We start from the raw sequence: 13,754 nt of genomic DNA, 5'->3' as shown, positions 1-13,754 counted from the left end.
GTATTTACAACCGAAATAATTCCATACAGTTTACTGAAAAAAAGGAACGGCCGGTTGAGAACAGGTTTACACAGAATGGGTATATTCAACTTAAATTATTCTGATTATAAAATGGATACGCAAATGACCGTTCAGGACTACTTATTAAAATTTCGTAAAATCAGCACGCTGGAAAGTCTGGAAAAACTTTTTGATCACCTTAACTATTCCCTGACCGATAACGAAGAGATCGTCAACATGTATCGCGCCGCAGACCATCGTCGGGCGGAGCTGGTTTCTGGCGGCAAATTGTTCAACATTGGCGAGGTGCCCAAGTCCGTCTGGCGCTACGTGCAATAAAGACTGTCATCATTCACGCCAGTTGCTTATACTTCCGGCCCTGCTTTTATTGATAACTGGCGTTAAATTCGGGAGTAATAATGTCCTCTGACTCTGTGGAACGTATTGGCGGATGGCTTCTGGCGCCGCTGGCATGGCTCCTGGTGGCCCTGCTTAGCGCCTCATTGTCGCTGCTGTTTTTTGCTGATGCTCTGATGTCTTCCCAGACTTATACCCTGCTGCGCAATATGAGTACTGAACATCTCGCCTTGTGGATTGCTTCGCTGGCCTTCGCGATCGCCATGTGGTACTACACGCTGTGGTTGACCATTGCCTTTTTCAAGCGGCGGAAAGGGGTGCCAAAGCATTACATTATCTGGCTGCTGATTACGCTTCTGCTGGCGGTAAAAGCATTTGCCTTTTCCCCAATATCAGACGCTCTGGCGCTGCGCCAGCTGCTGTTTCCCCTTCTCGCTGCGGCGCTGCTGGCTCCCTATTTCAAGCGTTCTGAACGGGTTAAGCGGACCTTTGTGAATCCGTAATAACCACACAGTTAACCTGTTGTCGCCGGTATCGATTTATTCGATAATAGACGGCTTTTTCTATTTCAGGTCGAATAATGGCTGATTATTTACTGCTCTTTGTTGGCACCGTTCTTGTTAACAACTTCGTGCTGGTGAAGTTTCTGGGACTGTGCCCGTTTATGGGGGTTTCCAAAAAGCTGGAAGCCGCTATGGGAATGGGGCTCGCCACCACCTTTGTGATGACGCTGGCCTCAATTTGCGCCTGGCTGATTGATACCTGGATCCTTATTCCGCTGGACCTGGTCTATTTACGGACCCTGGCCTTTATCCTGGTTATCGCCGTAGTGGTGCAATTTACCGAAATGGTGGTGCGTAAAACCAGTCCGGCGTTGTATCGCCTGTTGGGCATCTTCCTGCCGCTGATCACCACCAACTGCGCGGTGCTCGGCGTTGCGCTGCTCAACATTAACCTCGGGCATAATTTCCTGCAGTCTGCGCTGTACGGCTTTGCTGCCGCCGTCGGCTTTTCGCTGGTGATGGTGCTTTTCGCCTCCATCCGCGAGCGTCTGGTGGTTGCCGATGTGCCGGCGCCGTTTCGCGGTAATGCCATTGCGCTGGTCACTGCCGGTTTAATGTCCCTCGCCTTTATGGGCTTTAGTGGTTTGGTGAAGTTGTAATGAATGCTGTCTGGATAGCCGTGGTTGCCATTAGCCTGCTGGGGCTGGTTTTCGGCTTAATTCTGGGGTACGCTTCGCGCCGTTTTGAGGTGGAAGATGACCCGGTGGTGGAGAAAATTGACGCCCTGCTACCGCAGAGCCAGTGCGGTCAGTGCGGTTACCCCGGCTGTCGTCCCTACGCGGAAGCCGTAGGCACTCAGGGTGAGAAAATTAACTGCTGCGCGCCCGGCGGCGAAGCGGTGATGCTCAAAATCGCTGAACTGTTGAACGTCGACCCGCAGCCTACGGACGGCGATGCGCAAGAAGCCGTACCTGCGCGAATGCTGGCGGTGATCGACGAAGCGAACTGCATCGGCTGCACAAAATGCATTCAGGCCTGTCCTGTGGATGCCATCGTCGGCGCCACCCGTGCGATGCATACGGTGATGAGCGATCTCTGCACCGGCTGTAATCTTTGCGTCGCGCCTTGTCCGACGCAATGTATTGAACTGCGCCCGGTGGCGGCGACGACAGAAACCTGGAAATGGGATCTTCAAACCATCCCGGTACGCATTATTCCCGTGGAACAACATGTTTAAGTTATTTTCCGCATTTCGCAAAGACAAAGTCTGGGACTTCAACGGCGGCATTCATCCGCCGGAAATGAAAACCCAGTCTAACGGTACCCCGCTGCGTCAGGTTTCCCTGCCGCAGCGTTTTGTCATCCCGCTGAAACAACACATCGGCGCGGAAGGTGAGCTCTGCGTCCAGCCGGGCGATCGCGTCCTGCGCGGCCAGCCGCTTACCCGCGGCTGGGGCAGAATGCTGCCGGTGCACGCGCCAACGTCCGGCATCGTGGCGGCGATTGCCCCCCACTCGACCGCCCACCCTTCCGCGCTGGCGGAAATGAGCGTCATTATTGATGCCGATGGCGAAGACCGCTGGATTGAGCGCGATGGCTGGAACGATTACCAGAATAAATCCCGCGAAGAGCTGATTGAGCGCATTCACCAGTTTGGCGTAGCCGGGCTTGGCGGCGCCGGTTTCCCCACCGGCACTAAGCTGCGCGGGGGCGGCGACAGAATCGAAACATTAATCATCAATGCGGCGGAATGTGAGCCCTATATCACCGCTGACGATCGCCTGATGCAGGATTGCGCGGCGCAAATCGTTGAGGGAATTCGCATCCTTGCCCATATTCTGCAACCTGCACAGGTGCTGATCGGCATCGAGGATAATAAACCGCAGGCGATTTCGATGCTCCGCGCGGTACTCGCCGACACGCACGGTATTTCGCTGCGCGTAATCCCGACGAAATACCCCTCAGGCGGTGCAAAACAGCTGACGCAAATCCTCACCGGTAAACAGGTGCCCCACGGTGGGCGCTCCTCTGATATCGGCGTATTGATGCAAAACGTCGGCACCGCCTATGCGGTGAAACGTGCGGTGATAGACGGCGAGCCGCTGACGGAGCGCGTAGTCACCTTAACCGGCGAAGCGGTCACGCGTCCGGGCAACGTCTGGGCGCGCCTGGGTACGCCGGTCAGCCATCTGCTAAAAGATGCCGGTTTCTGCCCAGGCGCCGATCCGATGGTGATTATGGGCGGCCCGCTGATGGGCTTCACCCTGCCCTGGCTCGACGTGCCGGTGGTCAAAATCACCAACTGTCTGCTGGCGCCTTCGGCGAGCGAAATGGGCGAACCGGAAGAGGAAAAAGGCTGTATCCGCTGTAGCGCCTGCGCGGACGCCTGCCCGGCCGATCTTCTGCCGCAGCAGTTATACTGGTTCAGCAAAGGGCAGCAGCACGACAAAGCCACCAGCCATAACCTCGCCGATTGTATCGAGTGCGGCGCCTGCGCCTGGGTTTGTCCAAGCAATATCCCGCTGGTGCAGTACTTCCGCCAGGAGAAAGCCGAGATATACGCCATTGCGCAAGAAGAGAAACGCGCAGCGGAAGCGAAAGTCCGCTTTGAGGCGCGTCAGGCTCGCCTGGAACGGGATAAAGCCGCAAGGCTGGAACGTCATAAGCAGGCAGCCGTACAGCCAGCAGCGAAAGATCAGGATGCGATTAACGCCGCCCTTGCCCGCGTACGTGAAAAGCAGCGCAACGCGGCGCAGCCGATTATCGTGCTCTCCGGCGAGAAACCGGATAATAGCGAAGCCATCGCCGCTCGCGAAGCCCGTAAGGCCGAGGCGCGGGCGCGCAGGGCTGAGCAGCTGGTAGTCCCGGCTGAACCTGCCCCGGACGCAGAGCAACCTGCTACCGTTGACCCGCGCAAGGCCGCCGTCGAGGCCGCGATCGCCCGCGCCAAAGCGCGCAAAGCGGGCCAGCAGGCAGCCCCGGCTGAACCTGCCCCCGCCGCAGAACAGCCTGCTACCGTTGACCCACGCAAGGCCGCCGTCGAGGCCGCGATTGCCCGGGCCAAAGCGCGCAAAGCGGGCCAGCAGGCGGCCCCGGCTGAACCTGCCCCCGCCGCAGAACAGCCTGCTACCGTTGACCCGCGCAAGGCCGCCGTCGAGGCCGCGATCGCCCGCGCCAAAGCGCGCAAAGCAGAACAACAGCAACAAGCAGTTCCCCCGTCGGCAGCCAATGATGACGGCCGCAAAGCGGCAGTCGCTGAAGCAATCGCCCGCGTTCAGGCCCGGAAAGCGTCCCGGCAGGCAGTTAACGAGGATTAAATGGTTTTCAGAATCGCAAGTTCCCCCTACACCCACAATCAGCGCCAGACTTCGCGGATTATGCTGCTGGTGCTGCTCGCCGCCGTACCCGGTATTGTGGTTCAGACCTGGTTTTTCGGCTGGGGTACCGTACTGCAAATTATCCTCGCCGCCGTCACGGCGTGGGGAGCCGAAGCGGCCATTCTTAAACTGCGCAAACAAAATATCCCGGCGATTCTTGCCGATAACTCAGCGCTGCTGACCGGCCTGCTGCTGGCGATCAGTATTCCGCCTTTTGCGCCGTGGTGGATGGTCGTGCTGGGCACTGCGTTTGCGGTGATTATCGCCAAACAGCTGTACGGTGGACTGGGTCACAATCCTTTTAACCCGGCAATGATTGGCTACGTGGTGCTGCTGATCTCTTTCCCGGTGCAGATGACCTCCTGGCTCCCGCCCCATGAGATAGCCGCCAATGTACCCGGTTTTAGCGACGCGCTGACGATGATTTTCACTGGTCATACGGCTACCGGCGGGGACATGAACAGCCTGCGAATCGGCATTGACGGCATCAGTCAGGCAACGCCGCTGGATACCTTCAAAACCTCGCTCCATGCCGGTCATGCGGTGCAAGAGATCCTCCAGTATCCTGTCTACGGCGGCGCCCTGGCCGGTCTCGGCTGGCAGTGGGTTAACGTGGCTTATCTGGCGGGCGGTCTGTTCCTGCTATGGCAAAAAGCCATTCGCTGGCATATTCCGCTGAGCTTCCTGCTGAGCCTTGCCGTTTGCGCCACCCTGGGATGGCTATTCTCACCAGAAAGCCTCGCCTCACCGCAAATTCATCTGCTCTCCGGCGCCACCATGCTGGGCGCCTTCTTTATCCTGACGGACCCGGTGACCGCTTCCACCACCAATCGCGGTCGCCTGATCTTCGGCGCGCTGGCGGGGTTACTGGTGTGGCTAATTCGCAGCTTTGGCGGCTACCCGGATGGCGTCGCCTTTGCCGTTCTGCTGGCCAATATTACCGTTCCCTTGATCGATTACTACACGCGCCCGCGCGCGTACGGCCACCGCTGAGGACCCGAACATGTTACAAAGCATGCGTAAACACGGCATCACGCTGGCCCTCTTTGCTGCGGGTTCGACCGGGCTGACGGCCGCCATTAACGAACTGACTAAAAGCACTATTGAAGACCAGGCCGCCCAGCAGCAAAAAGCCTTATTCGACCAGGTTATGCCGGCCAATTTATATAATAACGACTTGCTGAAAAGCTGTTATCGGGTAACCGCGCCGGAGCTGGGAAAAGGCGAGCATAAGGTCTGGATTGCTCAGAATGGCGATAAAGCGGTTGCAGCGGTGATGGAAGCTACCGCGCCGGACGGCTATTCAGGAGCCATTCAGCTACTGGTTGCCGCCGACTTTAAAGGTACCGTGCTGGGTACCCGCGTCACCGAGCATCATGAGACGCCGGGCCTGGGCGATAAGATCGAGCTTAGAATTTCTGACTGGATCACCCTCTTTGCCGATAAAGTGATTCATGGGCAAAACGATAGCCACTGGGCCGTGAAAAAAGATGGCGGCGATTTCGATCAGTTTACCGGGGCTACCATTACTCCGCGCGCGGTGGTCAATGCCGTCAAGCGCGCGGGCCTGTATGCGCAAACTCTGCCCGCGCAGATTTCTGCTATCACTCCCTGTGGAGACTAGACCATGAGCGAAGTAAAAGACGTTATTGTTCAGGGGCTGTGGAAAAACAACTCCGCGCTGGTTCAGCTGCTGGGGATGTGTCCTCTGCTCGCCGTGACCTCTACCGCCACCAACGCTCTTGGGCTTGGGCTGGCGACGACGCTGGTTCTTACCCTGACTAACCTGACCATTTCCAGCCTGCGTCGCTGGACGCCGGCGGAAATCCGTATTCCGATTTACGTTATGATCATCGCTTCGGTGGTGAGCGTCGTCCAGATGCTGATCAACGCTTATGCGTTCGGCCTTTATCAGTCTCTGGGGATTTTTATCCCGCTTATCGTCACCAACTGCATTGTGGTCGGGCGCGCTGAGGCCTTTGCCGCGAAAAAAGGTCCGGCGCTATCGGCGCTGGATGGTTTTTCCATCGGCATGGGGGCGACCTGCGCGATGTTTGTCCTCGGCTCGATGCGGGAAATTCTCGGCAACGGTACCCTGTTTGATGGTGCCGATAGCCTGCTCGGCAGTTGGGCAAAGGTTCTGCGTATAGAAGTATTTCATACCGATACGCCGTTCCTGCTGGCAATGCTGCCGCCGGGCGCATTTATTGGCCTCGGCATGATGTTGGCGGTAAAATACCTCATTGATGAACGTAGCAAACAGCGCAAAGCCAAAGCGGCGCAGGCCGGGATCGTTGCGCCCTCTGATGTGACGGGAAAAGCATAGGATGAACAAGAGTAAACGCCTGGAGATCCTCACCAGGCTCAGGGATAACGACCCGCACCCCACTACGGAGCTGAATTTTAACTCGCCGTTTGAATTATTGATCGCCGTGCTGCTCTCGGCGCAGGCTACCGACGTTAGCGTCAATAAAGCTACGGCGAAACTCTACCCGGTCGCCAACACGCCGGCGGCGATGCTGGCGCTGGGCGTAGAGGGCGTTAAGTCGTACATTAAGACCATCGGCCTGTTCAACAGTAAAGCAGAAAACGTCATTAAGACCTGCCGGATCCTGCTTGAGCAGCATAACGGCGAAGTACCGGAAGACAGAGCCGCGCTTGAGGCGCTTCCCGGCGTCGGGCGCAAAACCGCTAACGTCGTGTTGAACACCGCCTTCGGCTGGCCGACAATCGCTGTCGATACGCACATTTTCCGCGTTTGCAACCGGACACAATTTGCGCCTGGTAAAAACGTTGAACAGGTGGAAGAGAAGCTGTTAAAGGTGGTTCCGGCGGAATTCAAAGTGGACTGCCATCACTGGTTGATTCTGCACGGCCGTTATACCTGTATCGCCCGTAAACCGCGCTGCGGTTCCTGCCTGATTGAAGATCTTTGCGAGTTTAAAGAGAAGGTCTACTCCTGACCCTACCAGAGCCATAACCCTTCATAAGTCATGGCTCTGGTGCATACCCCATTTTTCCGATGTTCACGCCATCCATTTAGCCTTCTTATGGCTTATTATTCCGCTATATAACCATCGATCAGCTTATTCATTTTTTTCAGAGGCAAAATTTCTATACATTTGTGATCCAGATCACTGAGTCAATTTCTTGTTGCTTTGTTGTTAACTTATTAATACGAAAACCTGCTGATTTAAATACCTCCAACTTAAATACCAACACAATAACCCATCATTTTTTATGATTTTGGGCTATATCACTGGATGCAAGCGCAAACAGCAGAACATATGGCCTTTATGCGAAAACTTTCCGATTCTGACAGATAAAAACGCTGCCATTAACGAAACGCTGAAATTTAACTCTGCATAACATTTATATGTCCGGTGTATTATAACGCTCAGGATATGTGTAACAGATTATTGCAAAGCTATTGCCTGATGGCACAGGATAGTGAACATTACCTGCCGTTTTCCCTCCAGAATAACTATAAAGGCGGCGGTCTGCGAAGATTGCGCCCCGAGCACCCCCCGTTAATATGGGATGTAAAAAAAGAGGTATTTGTGTCTACTGCAAACAATAAACCAACGGAGAGCGTGAGTTTAAACGCTTTCAAACAACCACGATCGTTCTATCTCATCTTCTCTATTGAGCTATGGGAACGTTTTGGTTTCTACGGCCTGCAAGGGATTATGGCCGTTTACCTGGTTAAACAGCTGGGTATGTCAGAAGCGGATTCTATCACTCTGTTCTCCTCCTTTAGCGCCCTGGTATACGGTCTGGTGGCGATTGGCGGCTGGCTGGGCGACAAGGTGCTCGGCACCAAGCGCGTCATTATGCTCGGCGCCATCGTTCTGGCTATCGGCTACGGCCTGGTCGCGTGGTCCGGACACGATGCGGGCATCGTGTATATGGGGATGGCAACGATTGCCGTGGGTAATGGCCTGTTCAAGGCTAACCCCTCTTCCCTGCTCTCGACCTGCTATGAAAAGAACGATCCGCGTCTGGACGGTGCATTTACCATGTACTATATGTCCGTCAATATCGGCTCCTTCTTCTCTATGCTGGCGACACCGTGGCTGGCGGCAAAATTCGGCTGGAGCGTCGCTTTCGCTCTGAGCTTTGTAGGCCTGGTGATCACCATCGTCAACTTCGCTTTCTGCCAGCGCTGGGTTAAGCAGTACGGTTCCAAACCTGACTTCGCACCGGTGCACGTGGGCAAACTGCTGGCCACTATCGTTGGCGTGGTCGTTCTGGTCGCGATTGCAACCTGGCTGCTGCACAACCAGGGCATTGCACGTATGGCGCTGGGCGTGGTTGCTCTGGGCATCATCGTTATCTTTGCTAAAGAGGCCTTTGCGATGCACGGCGCGCCGCGTCGCAAAATGATCGTTGCGTTTATTCTGATGCTGCAGGCGATCATCTTCTTTGTGCTGTATAGCCAGATGCCGACCTCCCTCAACTTCTTTGCTATTCGCAACGTTGAACACTCTCTGCTGGGTATCGCTTTTGAACCTGAACAGTATCAGGCGCTGAACCCGTTCTGGATCATTATCGGTAGCCCGATTCTTGCCGCCATTTACAACAAGATGGGCGACACCCTGCCAATGCCGATGAAGTTCGCTATTGGTATGGTCCTGTGCTCCGGCGCCTTCCTCGTGCTGCCGCTGGGCGCTAAGTTCGCCAGCGATGCGGGTATCGTCAACGTCAGCTGGCTGGTGATTAGCTACGGTCTGCAGAGTATCGGTGAACTGATGATCTCCGGCCTGGGCCTGGCGATGGTTGCGCAGTTGGTTCCGCAGCGCCTGATGGGCTTCATCATGGGCAGCTGGTTCCTGACAACCGCTGGCGCTAACCTGATCGGCGGCTACGTTGCGAACATGATGGCAGTACCGGACAACGTCACTGACCCGCTGATGTCGCTGGAAGTTTACGGCCGCGTGTTCCTGCATATCGGTGTCGCAACTGGCGTTATCGCTATCCTGATGCTGCTGACGGCGCCGAAGCTGAACCGCATGACCCAGGACGATGATAAAACGGCAAAAGCCAGCGATACCGCCACGGCTTAAGCTCCCTGGGAAAACCGATAAATTAAACCGCTAACGCTCTGTTAGCGGTTTTTTTTTGCCCCTGGGCGGACTAACATACAGAAAACCGCAGCCACGAGGAGTCACCGATGAAACTGTTCTATAAATCCGGCGCTTGTTCTCTAGCCTCGCATATCGCGCTACGCGAAAGCGGGCTGGACTTTACCCTGCAGGGCGTTGACGTGATGAAAAAACGCCTTGAAAACGGGGAGGATTATTTGCTGGTTAACCCCAAGGGTCAGGTACCGGCGCTGCTGCTGGACGATGACGTGCTGCTGACGGAAGGCGTGGCCATTATGCAGTATATCGCCGATCGCGTACCGGACCGCCAGCTGCTGGCGCCGGTAGGAAGCATCGCCCGCTACCAGACCCTGGAGTGGCTAAACTACGTGGCGACGGAACTGCATAAAGGCTTTACACCGCTGTTTCGACCGGATACGCCGGAAGATTTCAAACCTATCGCCCGCGCGCAGCTGGATAAGAAAATGCAGTACGTGAACGAATGTCTGCAGGATAAAGAGTGGATTAACGGGCATCGTTTCACCATTGCGGATGGCTACCTGTTCACCGTACTGCGCTGGGCCTACGCCGTGAAGCTGAATATGGAAGGTTATAGCAATATCGCGGCCTGGATGAAACACGTTGCCGCGCGCCCGGCCGTAGCCGCTGCTCTTGAGGCTGAAGGGCTGAAGTAAAACCGATGCTTGCCCGACATGTCGGGCAAGTTCATACCCGCCTTAAAGCTGGGTGGCGCTAAAGTAGTGCTCCGGCTGCGCAATACGATCCTGAGCCGCCACAACCTGAAGCTCATATTCCTGCATGTTTTTAGTCGCCAGCATGATTTCATAAACCGCGCCGGTCACATGCTCCAGCGCATCGCGCAGAGTGGCGCCCTGCAGCAGTTTGACCAGCAGCAACCCGCTGGTAACGTCACCGACGCCTACCGGCTGGCGCATGCCAAAATCCACCAGCGGACGGCTGATATGCCAGGCTTCCTGCGCGGTAACCAGCAGCATCTCAAAACGATCCATACTCAGTCCGGCACGCGAGAGATGCTTCACCAGCACCACCTCCGGCCCCTGAGCAATCAGCTCGCGCGCGGCCAAAACCGCCTCGTTAACGTTTGCCACCGGATGCCCGCAGAGGATCTCCAGCTCAATCAGATTTGGCGCAATAATATCGCTTGCCGGCAGCGCGTAGCGCACGTGAAACTCCGCTACGCCCGGCGCCACGATGCAGCCCTTTTCCGGATGACCCATTACCGGGTCGCAGAAATATTTCGCAGCCGGATTGGCGGCTTTAACCTGACGCACAATGCCAAGAATATGTTCGCCCTGTTCAGCCGATCCCAGATAGCCGCTTAGCACGGCGTCACAGCGCTGCAGTTGGTTAATATCGGCAATCCCCTGAACAATCTCCGTCAAATGCGCTGGCGGCATCACGCAGCCGGTCCATTTACCGTATTGGGTATGATTGGAGAATTGTACGGTATTAAGCGGCCAGACGTTGGCGCCAAGGCGGCGCATCGGAAATTCAGCGGCGCTGTTGCCCGCATGGCCAAACACAACGTGGGACTGGATGGCGAGGATGTTCTTCATCTTAATTACCTGAGAGCAAAAAATAAGGGGCGCGGTTTCCCACGCCCCTGCCTTTACGCAATTACTTCCAGCAGACCAGACAGTAATTTTTCTTACCGCGGCGCAGTAAGGTGTAGCGACCAAAGAGACGGTCGGCGTCGACAAATACGTATTCCGGGTCGGACTGTTTTTCGCCGTTGATGGTCACCGCATTGGATGCGATGGTTTTACGCGCCTGACCGCGGGACGGCTGCAGTTCAGAATCCACCAGCGCCTGCATCAGATCGGCGCCTTTATCCATTTCGATCATCGGCACGCCATCCTGCGCCAGCTGTTCGAAATCGGCTTCGCTCAAATCGCTCAGGTTGCCGTTGAACAGGCTCTCGGTAATGCGTTTTGCCGCCACCAGACCTTCTTCACCGTGCACCAGACGGGTCACCTGCTCGGCCAGCACGTACTGGGCGCGCGGCGCTTTACCGCTGTTTTTGTCTTCCTCCTCCAGGGCATTGATTTCAGCTATGTCCATAAAGGTGAAGAACTTAAGGAAGCGATAAACATCGGCATCCGCGGTGTTGATCCAGAACTGGTAGAACTTATACGGACTGGTTTTCTTCGGATCGAGCCACACTGCGCCGCCTTCGGTTTTACCGAATTTCGTGCCGTCGGCTTTGGTGATCAGCGGGACGGTGAGGCCAAAGACCTGATTCTGGTGCAGACGGCGGGTCAGGTCGATACCGGAAGTAATGTTACCCCACTGGTCAGAACCGCCGATTTGCAGCGCCACGCCGTGCAGCTTGTTCAGGCAAGCAAAGTCGTAGCCTTGCAGCAGGTTGTAGGAGAACTCGGTAAAAGAGATGCCCTGGTCGTCGCGATTCAGACGCTGCTTCACCGCTTCTTTGTTGATCATCTGATTTACGGAGAAGTGCTTGCCGATATCACGCAGGAAGGTGAGCACGTTCATGCTGCCAAACCAGTCGTAGTTATTCGCGGCGATGGCAGAGTTATCACCGCAATCAAAGTCGAGGAAAGGCGCGACCTGTTTGCGAATTTTATCTACCCACTCCTGCACGGTATCTTCAGTGTTCAGTTTACGCTCAGCGGCTTTAAAGCTCGGGTCGCCAATGAGACCCGTCGCGCCGCCAACCAGCGCAACAGGCTTATGGCCCGCCTGCTGAAAGCGTTTCAGGCATAACAATGGAACAAGATGCCCCAAGTGCAAGCTGTCGGCGGTTGGGTCGAAGCCGCAATAGAGCGCGATCGGGCCTTGCGCCAGTCGCTCTGCTAACGCTTCCTCGTCCGTCACCTGGGCTACCAGCCCCCGCTCCTGCAATTGTTTAATCAAGTTACTGCTTGCCATCAAATTCTCCATCTATAAACGACTGCACCTCTGCCGGTACACGACTTTTCGCCAGACGCGAAAAAAAACATCTATACCCTAAATAATTCGAGTTGCAGGAAGGCGGCAAGTGAACGACAAATTCGTCAGGAACGAATTTGAACAACCGAAGATGACCTTCGGTCAGGGACATGGATGTCCCTGATTCATCCCGATGAGCTTACTGTAGTAAGTGATTCGGGTGAGTGAACGCAGCCAACGCACATGCAACTTGAAGTATGACGGGTATACGCAAAATTGTTCAAGCTGCATCGCGGCGGCAAGCATATGAAAGCTCAGGGAACTTACACAGGTAAGCGACAGAGCGGGCAGGCGCAGCGGATAAAGATGCAGCTTGAAAAATGAAGCGTATAGAATAAAGCGCCAGGCCACGATGCACCAGCGCTTAAGACAACATTTTTGCGTCCTTTATGGCGCCAGTCGGTCGATCTGCCAGCCGCTGTTTTGACGCTGATAGAGAAAACGATCGTGCAGACGATGCTCTCCGCCCTGCCAGAACTCCATCTGTTCAATACTGACGCGGAATCCGCCCCAGAAGCTCGGCAGCGGAACTTCGCCCTGCTGGAACTTTTGCTTCAGCTCGAGGAACTTACTTTCGAGGATGCCGCGAGCCGAAATACGGCTGGACTGCTGCGATACCCAGGCGCCAATCTGACTGTCGCGCGGGCGGCTGTGGAAATATTTGACTACTTCCAGCGTCGACAGGCGTTCCGCTTTACCGATAACCATGACCTGGCGCTCCAGCATATGCCATGGAAACAGCAGGCTGATGCGGGGATTTTTTTCAATCTGGTGGGCTTTGCGGCTGCCGAGGTTGGTATAAAACACCAGGCCTTTCTCATCGTAGTGCTTGAGCAACACGATGCGCTGGTAAGGCTGCGAGTTTTCATCAACGGTCGCGACAACCATCGCCGTCGGGTCAGCGAGCTTCGCATCACAGGCCTGCCGCAGCCAGCGTTCAAATAATGCCAGGGGTTCGGCAGGAAGGTCGTGGCGACGCAGGCCACCACGGGTATATTCACGGCGCAGATGCGCAATTTGCTGCAATTCGTCGTTATCAGACATGGCAATTGAGAAAGTCATCAATGGGTGGCGTTATTGTGCGCCCCCATGACTGAAATCTCAACGTTTGGCGGTTTGCAGCTGACAGTTTTCCAGCACAATACGGTCGCGTTTATAAACGGTGGCGCTATCGCCTTTAGACCAGAAGACGTATACGCCATCGGTATAGCGCGCGCCGGAGGCGGAGAGACCCTGCTGTAAATTTAACTGCTGGTTGTCGTAAATGAAGCTGACCTGCTGGCGAGTATTATTGAGATGGACGGTTAACGGTTTTTGCTCGCACTGGTACTCGAGGGTATCCGTGTTCATCCGCTCAACAAACTGGTTGTAGTAGCTACAGCCTGCGAGCATAAAAGGTACAGCAAGAATAAGTATTTTTTTCATCAGTATGCCTTCGA

General features: G+C 55.4%; 15 protein-coding genes. 11 read left to right on the top strand and 4 right to left on the bottom strand.

Going from position 1 to position 13,754, the window contains the following annotated elements:
- Positions 1 to 123 precede the first annotated feature (123 nt).
- From ydgT to gstA, 11 genes are all read left to right on the top strand, one after another.
- The gene (gene ydgT, locus ABLV75_RS03095; RefSeq protein WP_004102628.1) at positions 124 to 339 is read left to right on the top strand and encodes a transcription modulator YdgT; all 216 of its coding nucleotides are present in this window, start codon (positions 124 to 126) and stop codon (positions 337 to 339) included.
- Positions 340 to 419: 80 nt separating this feature from the next.
- Positions 420 to 860: a DUF2569 domain-containing protein gene (locus ABLV75_RS03090; RefSeq protein ID WP_004102630.1), complete on the top strand. Its 441-nt coding sequence runs from the start codon at positions 420 to 422 to the stop codon at positions 858 to 860.
- 77 nt (positions 861 to 937) lie between these two features.
- A complete protein-coding gene (gene rsxA, locus ABLV75_RS03085; protein ID WP_004102633.1) occupies positions 938 to 1,519 on the top strand; it encodes an electron transport complex subunit RsxA in 582 nt (193 codons plus the stop codon).
- Positions 1,519 to 2,097: an electron transport complex subunit RsxB gene (gene rsxB / locus ABLV75_RS03080; RefSeq protein WP_023321112.1), complete on the top strand. Its 579-nt coding sequence runs from the start codon at positions 1,519 to 1,521 to the stop codon at positions 2,095 to 2,097. The genes rsxA and rsxB overlap by 1 nt, the downstream gene beginning before the upstream one ends.
- Positions 2,090 to 4,177: an electron transport complex subunit RsxC gene (rsxC, locus tag ABLV75_RS03075; RefSeq protein WP_289191365.1), complete on the top strand. Its 2,088-nt coding sequence runs from the start codon at positions 2,090 to 2,092 to the stop codon at positions 4,175 to 4,177. Before rsxB ends, rsxC begins: the two co-directional genes overlap by 8 nt.
- Positions 4,178 to 5,230: an electron transport complex subunit RsxD gene (gene rsxD / locus ABLV75_RS03070; protein WP_023321115.1), complete on the top strand. Its 1,053-nt coding sequence runs from the start codon at positions 4,178 to 4,180 to the stop codon at positions 5,228 to 5,230. It begins immediately after the preceding gene.
- Between the two features lie 10 nt (positions 5,231 to 5,240).
- Positions 5,241 to 5,861 carry an electron transport complex subunit RsxG gene (rsxG, locus tag ABLV75_RS03065; protein WP_024274266.1) on the top strand — a complete coding sequence of 207 codons (621 nt, stop codon included), beginning with the start codon at positions 5,241 to 5,243 and terminating at the stop codon, positions 5,859 to 5,861.
- 3 nt (positions 5,862 to 5,864) lie between these two features.
- Positions 5,865 to 6,563 (top strand): electron transport complex subunit E, encoded by a 699-nt coding sequence (locus ABLV75_RS03060; RefSeq protein ID WP_004113426.1) that lies wholly within the window; start codon positions 5,865 to 5,867, stop codon positions 6,561 to 6,563.
- 1 nt (position 6,564) lies between these two features.
- A complete protein-coding gene (gene nth, locus ABLV75_RS03055) occupies positions 6,565 to 7,200 on the top strand; it encodes an endonuclease III (RefSeq protein WP_004102645.1) in 636 nt (211 codons plus the stop codon).
- Positions 7,201 to 7,797: 597 nt separating this feature from the next.
- A complete protein-coding gene (gene dtpA / locus ABLV75_RS03050) occupies positions 7,798 to 9,303 on the top strand; it encodes a dipeptide/tripeptide permease DtpA (protein WP_024274267.1) in 1,506 nt (501 codons plus the stop codon).
- A gap of 107 nt (positions 9,304 to 9,410) precedes the next feature.
- Complete coding sequence (gene gstA / locus ABLV75_RS03045; RefSeq protein WP_023321116.1) at positions 9,411 to 10,016, top strand: glutathione transferase GstA; 606 nt, start codon at positions 9,411 to 9,413, stop codon at positions 10,014 to 10,016.
- 42 nt (positions 10,017 to 10,058) lie between these two features.
- Here the strand turns inward: gstA and pdxY are convergent, their stop codons facing one another.
- The 4 genes from pdxY to mliC form a co-directional block, all read right to left on the bottom strand.
- Complete coding sequence (pdxY, locus tag ABLV75_RS03040) at positions 10,059 to 10,919, bottom strand: pyridoxal kinase PdxY (RefSeq protein ID WP_023321117.1); 861 nt, start codon at positions 10,917 to 10,919, stop codon at positions 10,059 to 10,061.
- A gap of 61 nt (positions 10,920 to 10,980) precedes the next feature.
- Positions 10,981 to 12,255, bottom strand: a complete 1,275-nt coding sequence (tyrS, locus tag ABLV75_RS03035) for a tyrosine--tRNA ligase (protein ID WP_004102653.1) — start codon at positions 12,253 to 12,255, stop codon at positions 10,981 to 10,983.
- A 447-nt stretch (positions 12,256 to 12,702) separates the two neighbouring features.
- On the bottom strand, positions 12,703 to 13,359 hold the full coding sequence (gene pdxH, locus ABLV75_RS03030; RefSeq protein ID WP_024274268.1) for a pyridoxamine 5'-phosphate oxidase: 657 nt from the start codon (positions 13,357 to 13,359) through the stop codon (positions 12,703 to 12,705).
- Positions 13,360 to 13,416: 57 nt separating this feature from the next.
- Positions 13,417 to 13,740, bottom strand: coding sequence for a C-type lysozyme inhibitor (gene mliC, locus ABLV75_RS03025; RefSeq protein WP_024274269.1), 324 nt, complete (start codon positions 13,738 to 13,740; stop codon positions 13,417 to 13,419).
- Between the last annotated feature and the right edge of the window lie 14 nt (positions 13,741 to 13,754).

Origin of the sequence: Klebsiella sp. CN_Kp066, assembly GCF_040065135.1 — a bacterium.
In the GTDB taxonomy this organism is placed as follows: Bacteria; Pseudomonadota; Gammaproteobacteria; order Enterobacterales; family Enterobacteriaceae; genus Klebsiella; species Klebsiella oxytoca.
Note: the sequence above shows the minus strand (reverse complement) of the source record. Positions and strands in the feature narration are given on the sequence as shown.

Coding starts and splice junctions, on each gene's coding strand:
- rsxA (WP_004102633.1), top strand. CDS start 938: ATGGCTGATTATTTACTGCTCTTTGTTGGCACCGTTCTTGTTAACAAC.
- mliC (WP_024274269.1), bottom strand. CDS start 13,740: ATGAAAAAAATACTTATTCTTGCTGTACCTTTTATGCTCGCAGGCTGT.
- rsxG (WP_024274266.1), top strand. CDS start 5,241: ATGTTACAAAGCATGCGTAAACACGGCATCACGCTGGCCCTCTTTGCT.
- rsxB (WP_023321112.1), top strand. CDS start 1,519: ATGAATGCTGTCTGGATAGCCGTGGTTGCCATTAGCCTGCTGGGGCTG.
- nth (WP_004102645.1), top strand. CDS start 6,565: ATGAACAAGAGTAAACGCCTGGAGATCCTCACCAGGCTCAGGGATAAC.
- rsxD (WP_023321115.1), top strand. CDS start 4,178: ATGGTTTTCAGAATCGCAAGTTCCCCCTACACCCACAATCAGCGCCAG.
- gstA (WP_023321116.1), top strand. CDS start 9,411: ATGAAACTGTTCTATAAATCCGGCGCTTGTTCTCTAGCCTCGCATATC.
- pdxY (WP_023321117.1), bottom strand. CDS start 10,919: ATGAAGAACATCCTCGCCATCCAGTCCCACGTTGTGTTTGGCCATGCG.
- tyrS (WP_004102653.1), bottom strand. CDS start 12,255: ATGGCAAGCAGTAACTTGATTAAACAATTGCAGGAGCGGGGGCTGGTA.
- rsxC (WP_289191365.1), top strand. CDS start 2,090: ATGTTTAAGTTATTTTCCGCATTTCGCAAAGACAAAGTCTGGGACTTC.
- pdxH (WP_024274268.1), bottom strand. CDS start 13,359: ATGTCTGATAACGACGAATTGCAGCAAATTGCGCATCTGCGCCGTGAA.
- ABLV75_RS03090 (WP_004102630.1), top strand. CDS start 420: ATGTCCTCTGACTCTGTGGAACGTATTGGCGGATGGCTTCTGGCGCCG.
- ydgT (WP_004102628.1), top strand. CDS start 124: ATGACCGTTCAGGACTACTTATTAAAATTTCGTAAAATCAGCACGCTG.
- ABLV75_RS03060 (WP_004113426.1), top strand. CDS start 5,865: ATGAGCGAAGTAAAAGACGTTATTGTTCAGGGGCTGTGGAAAAACAAC.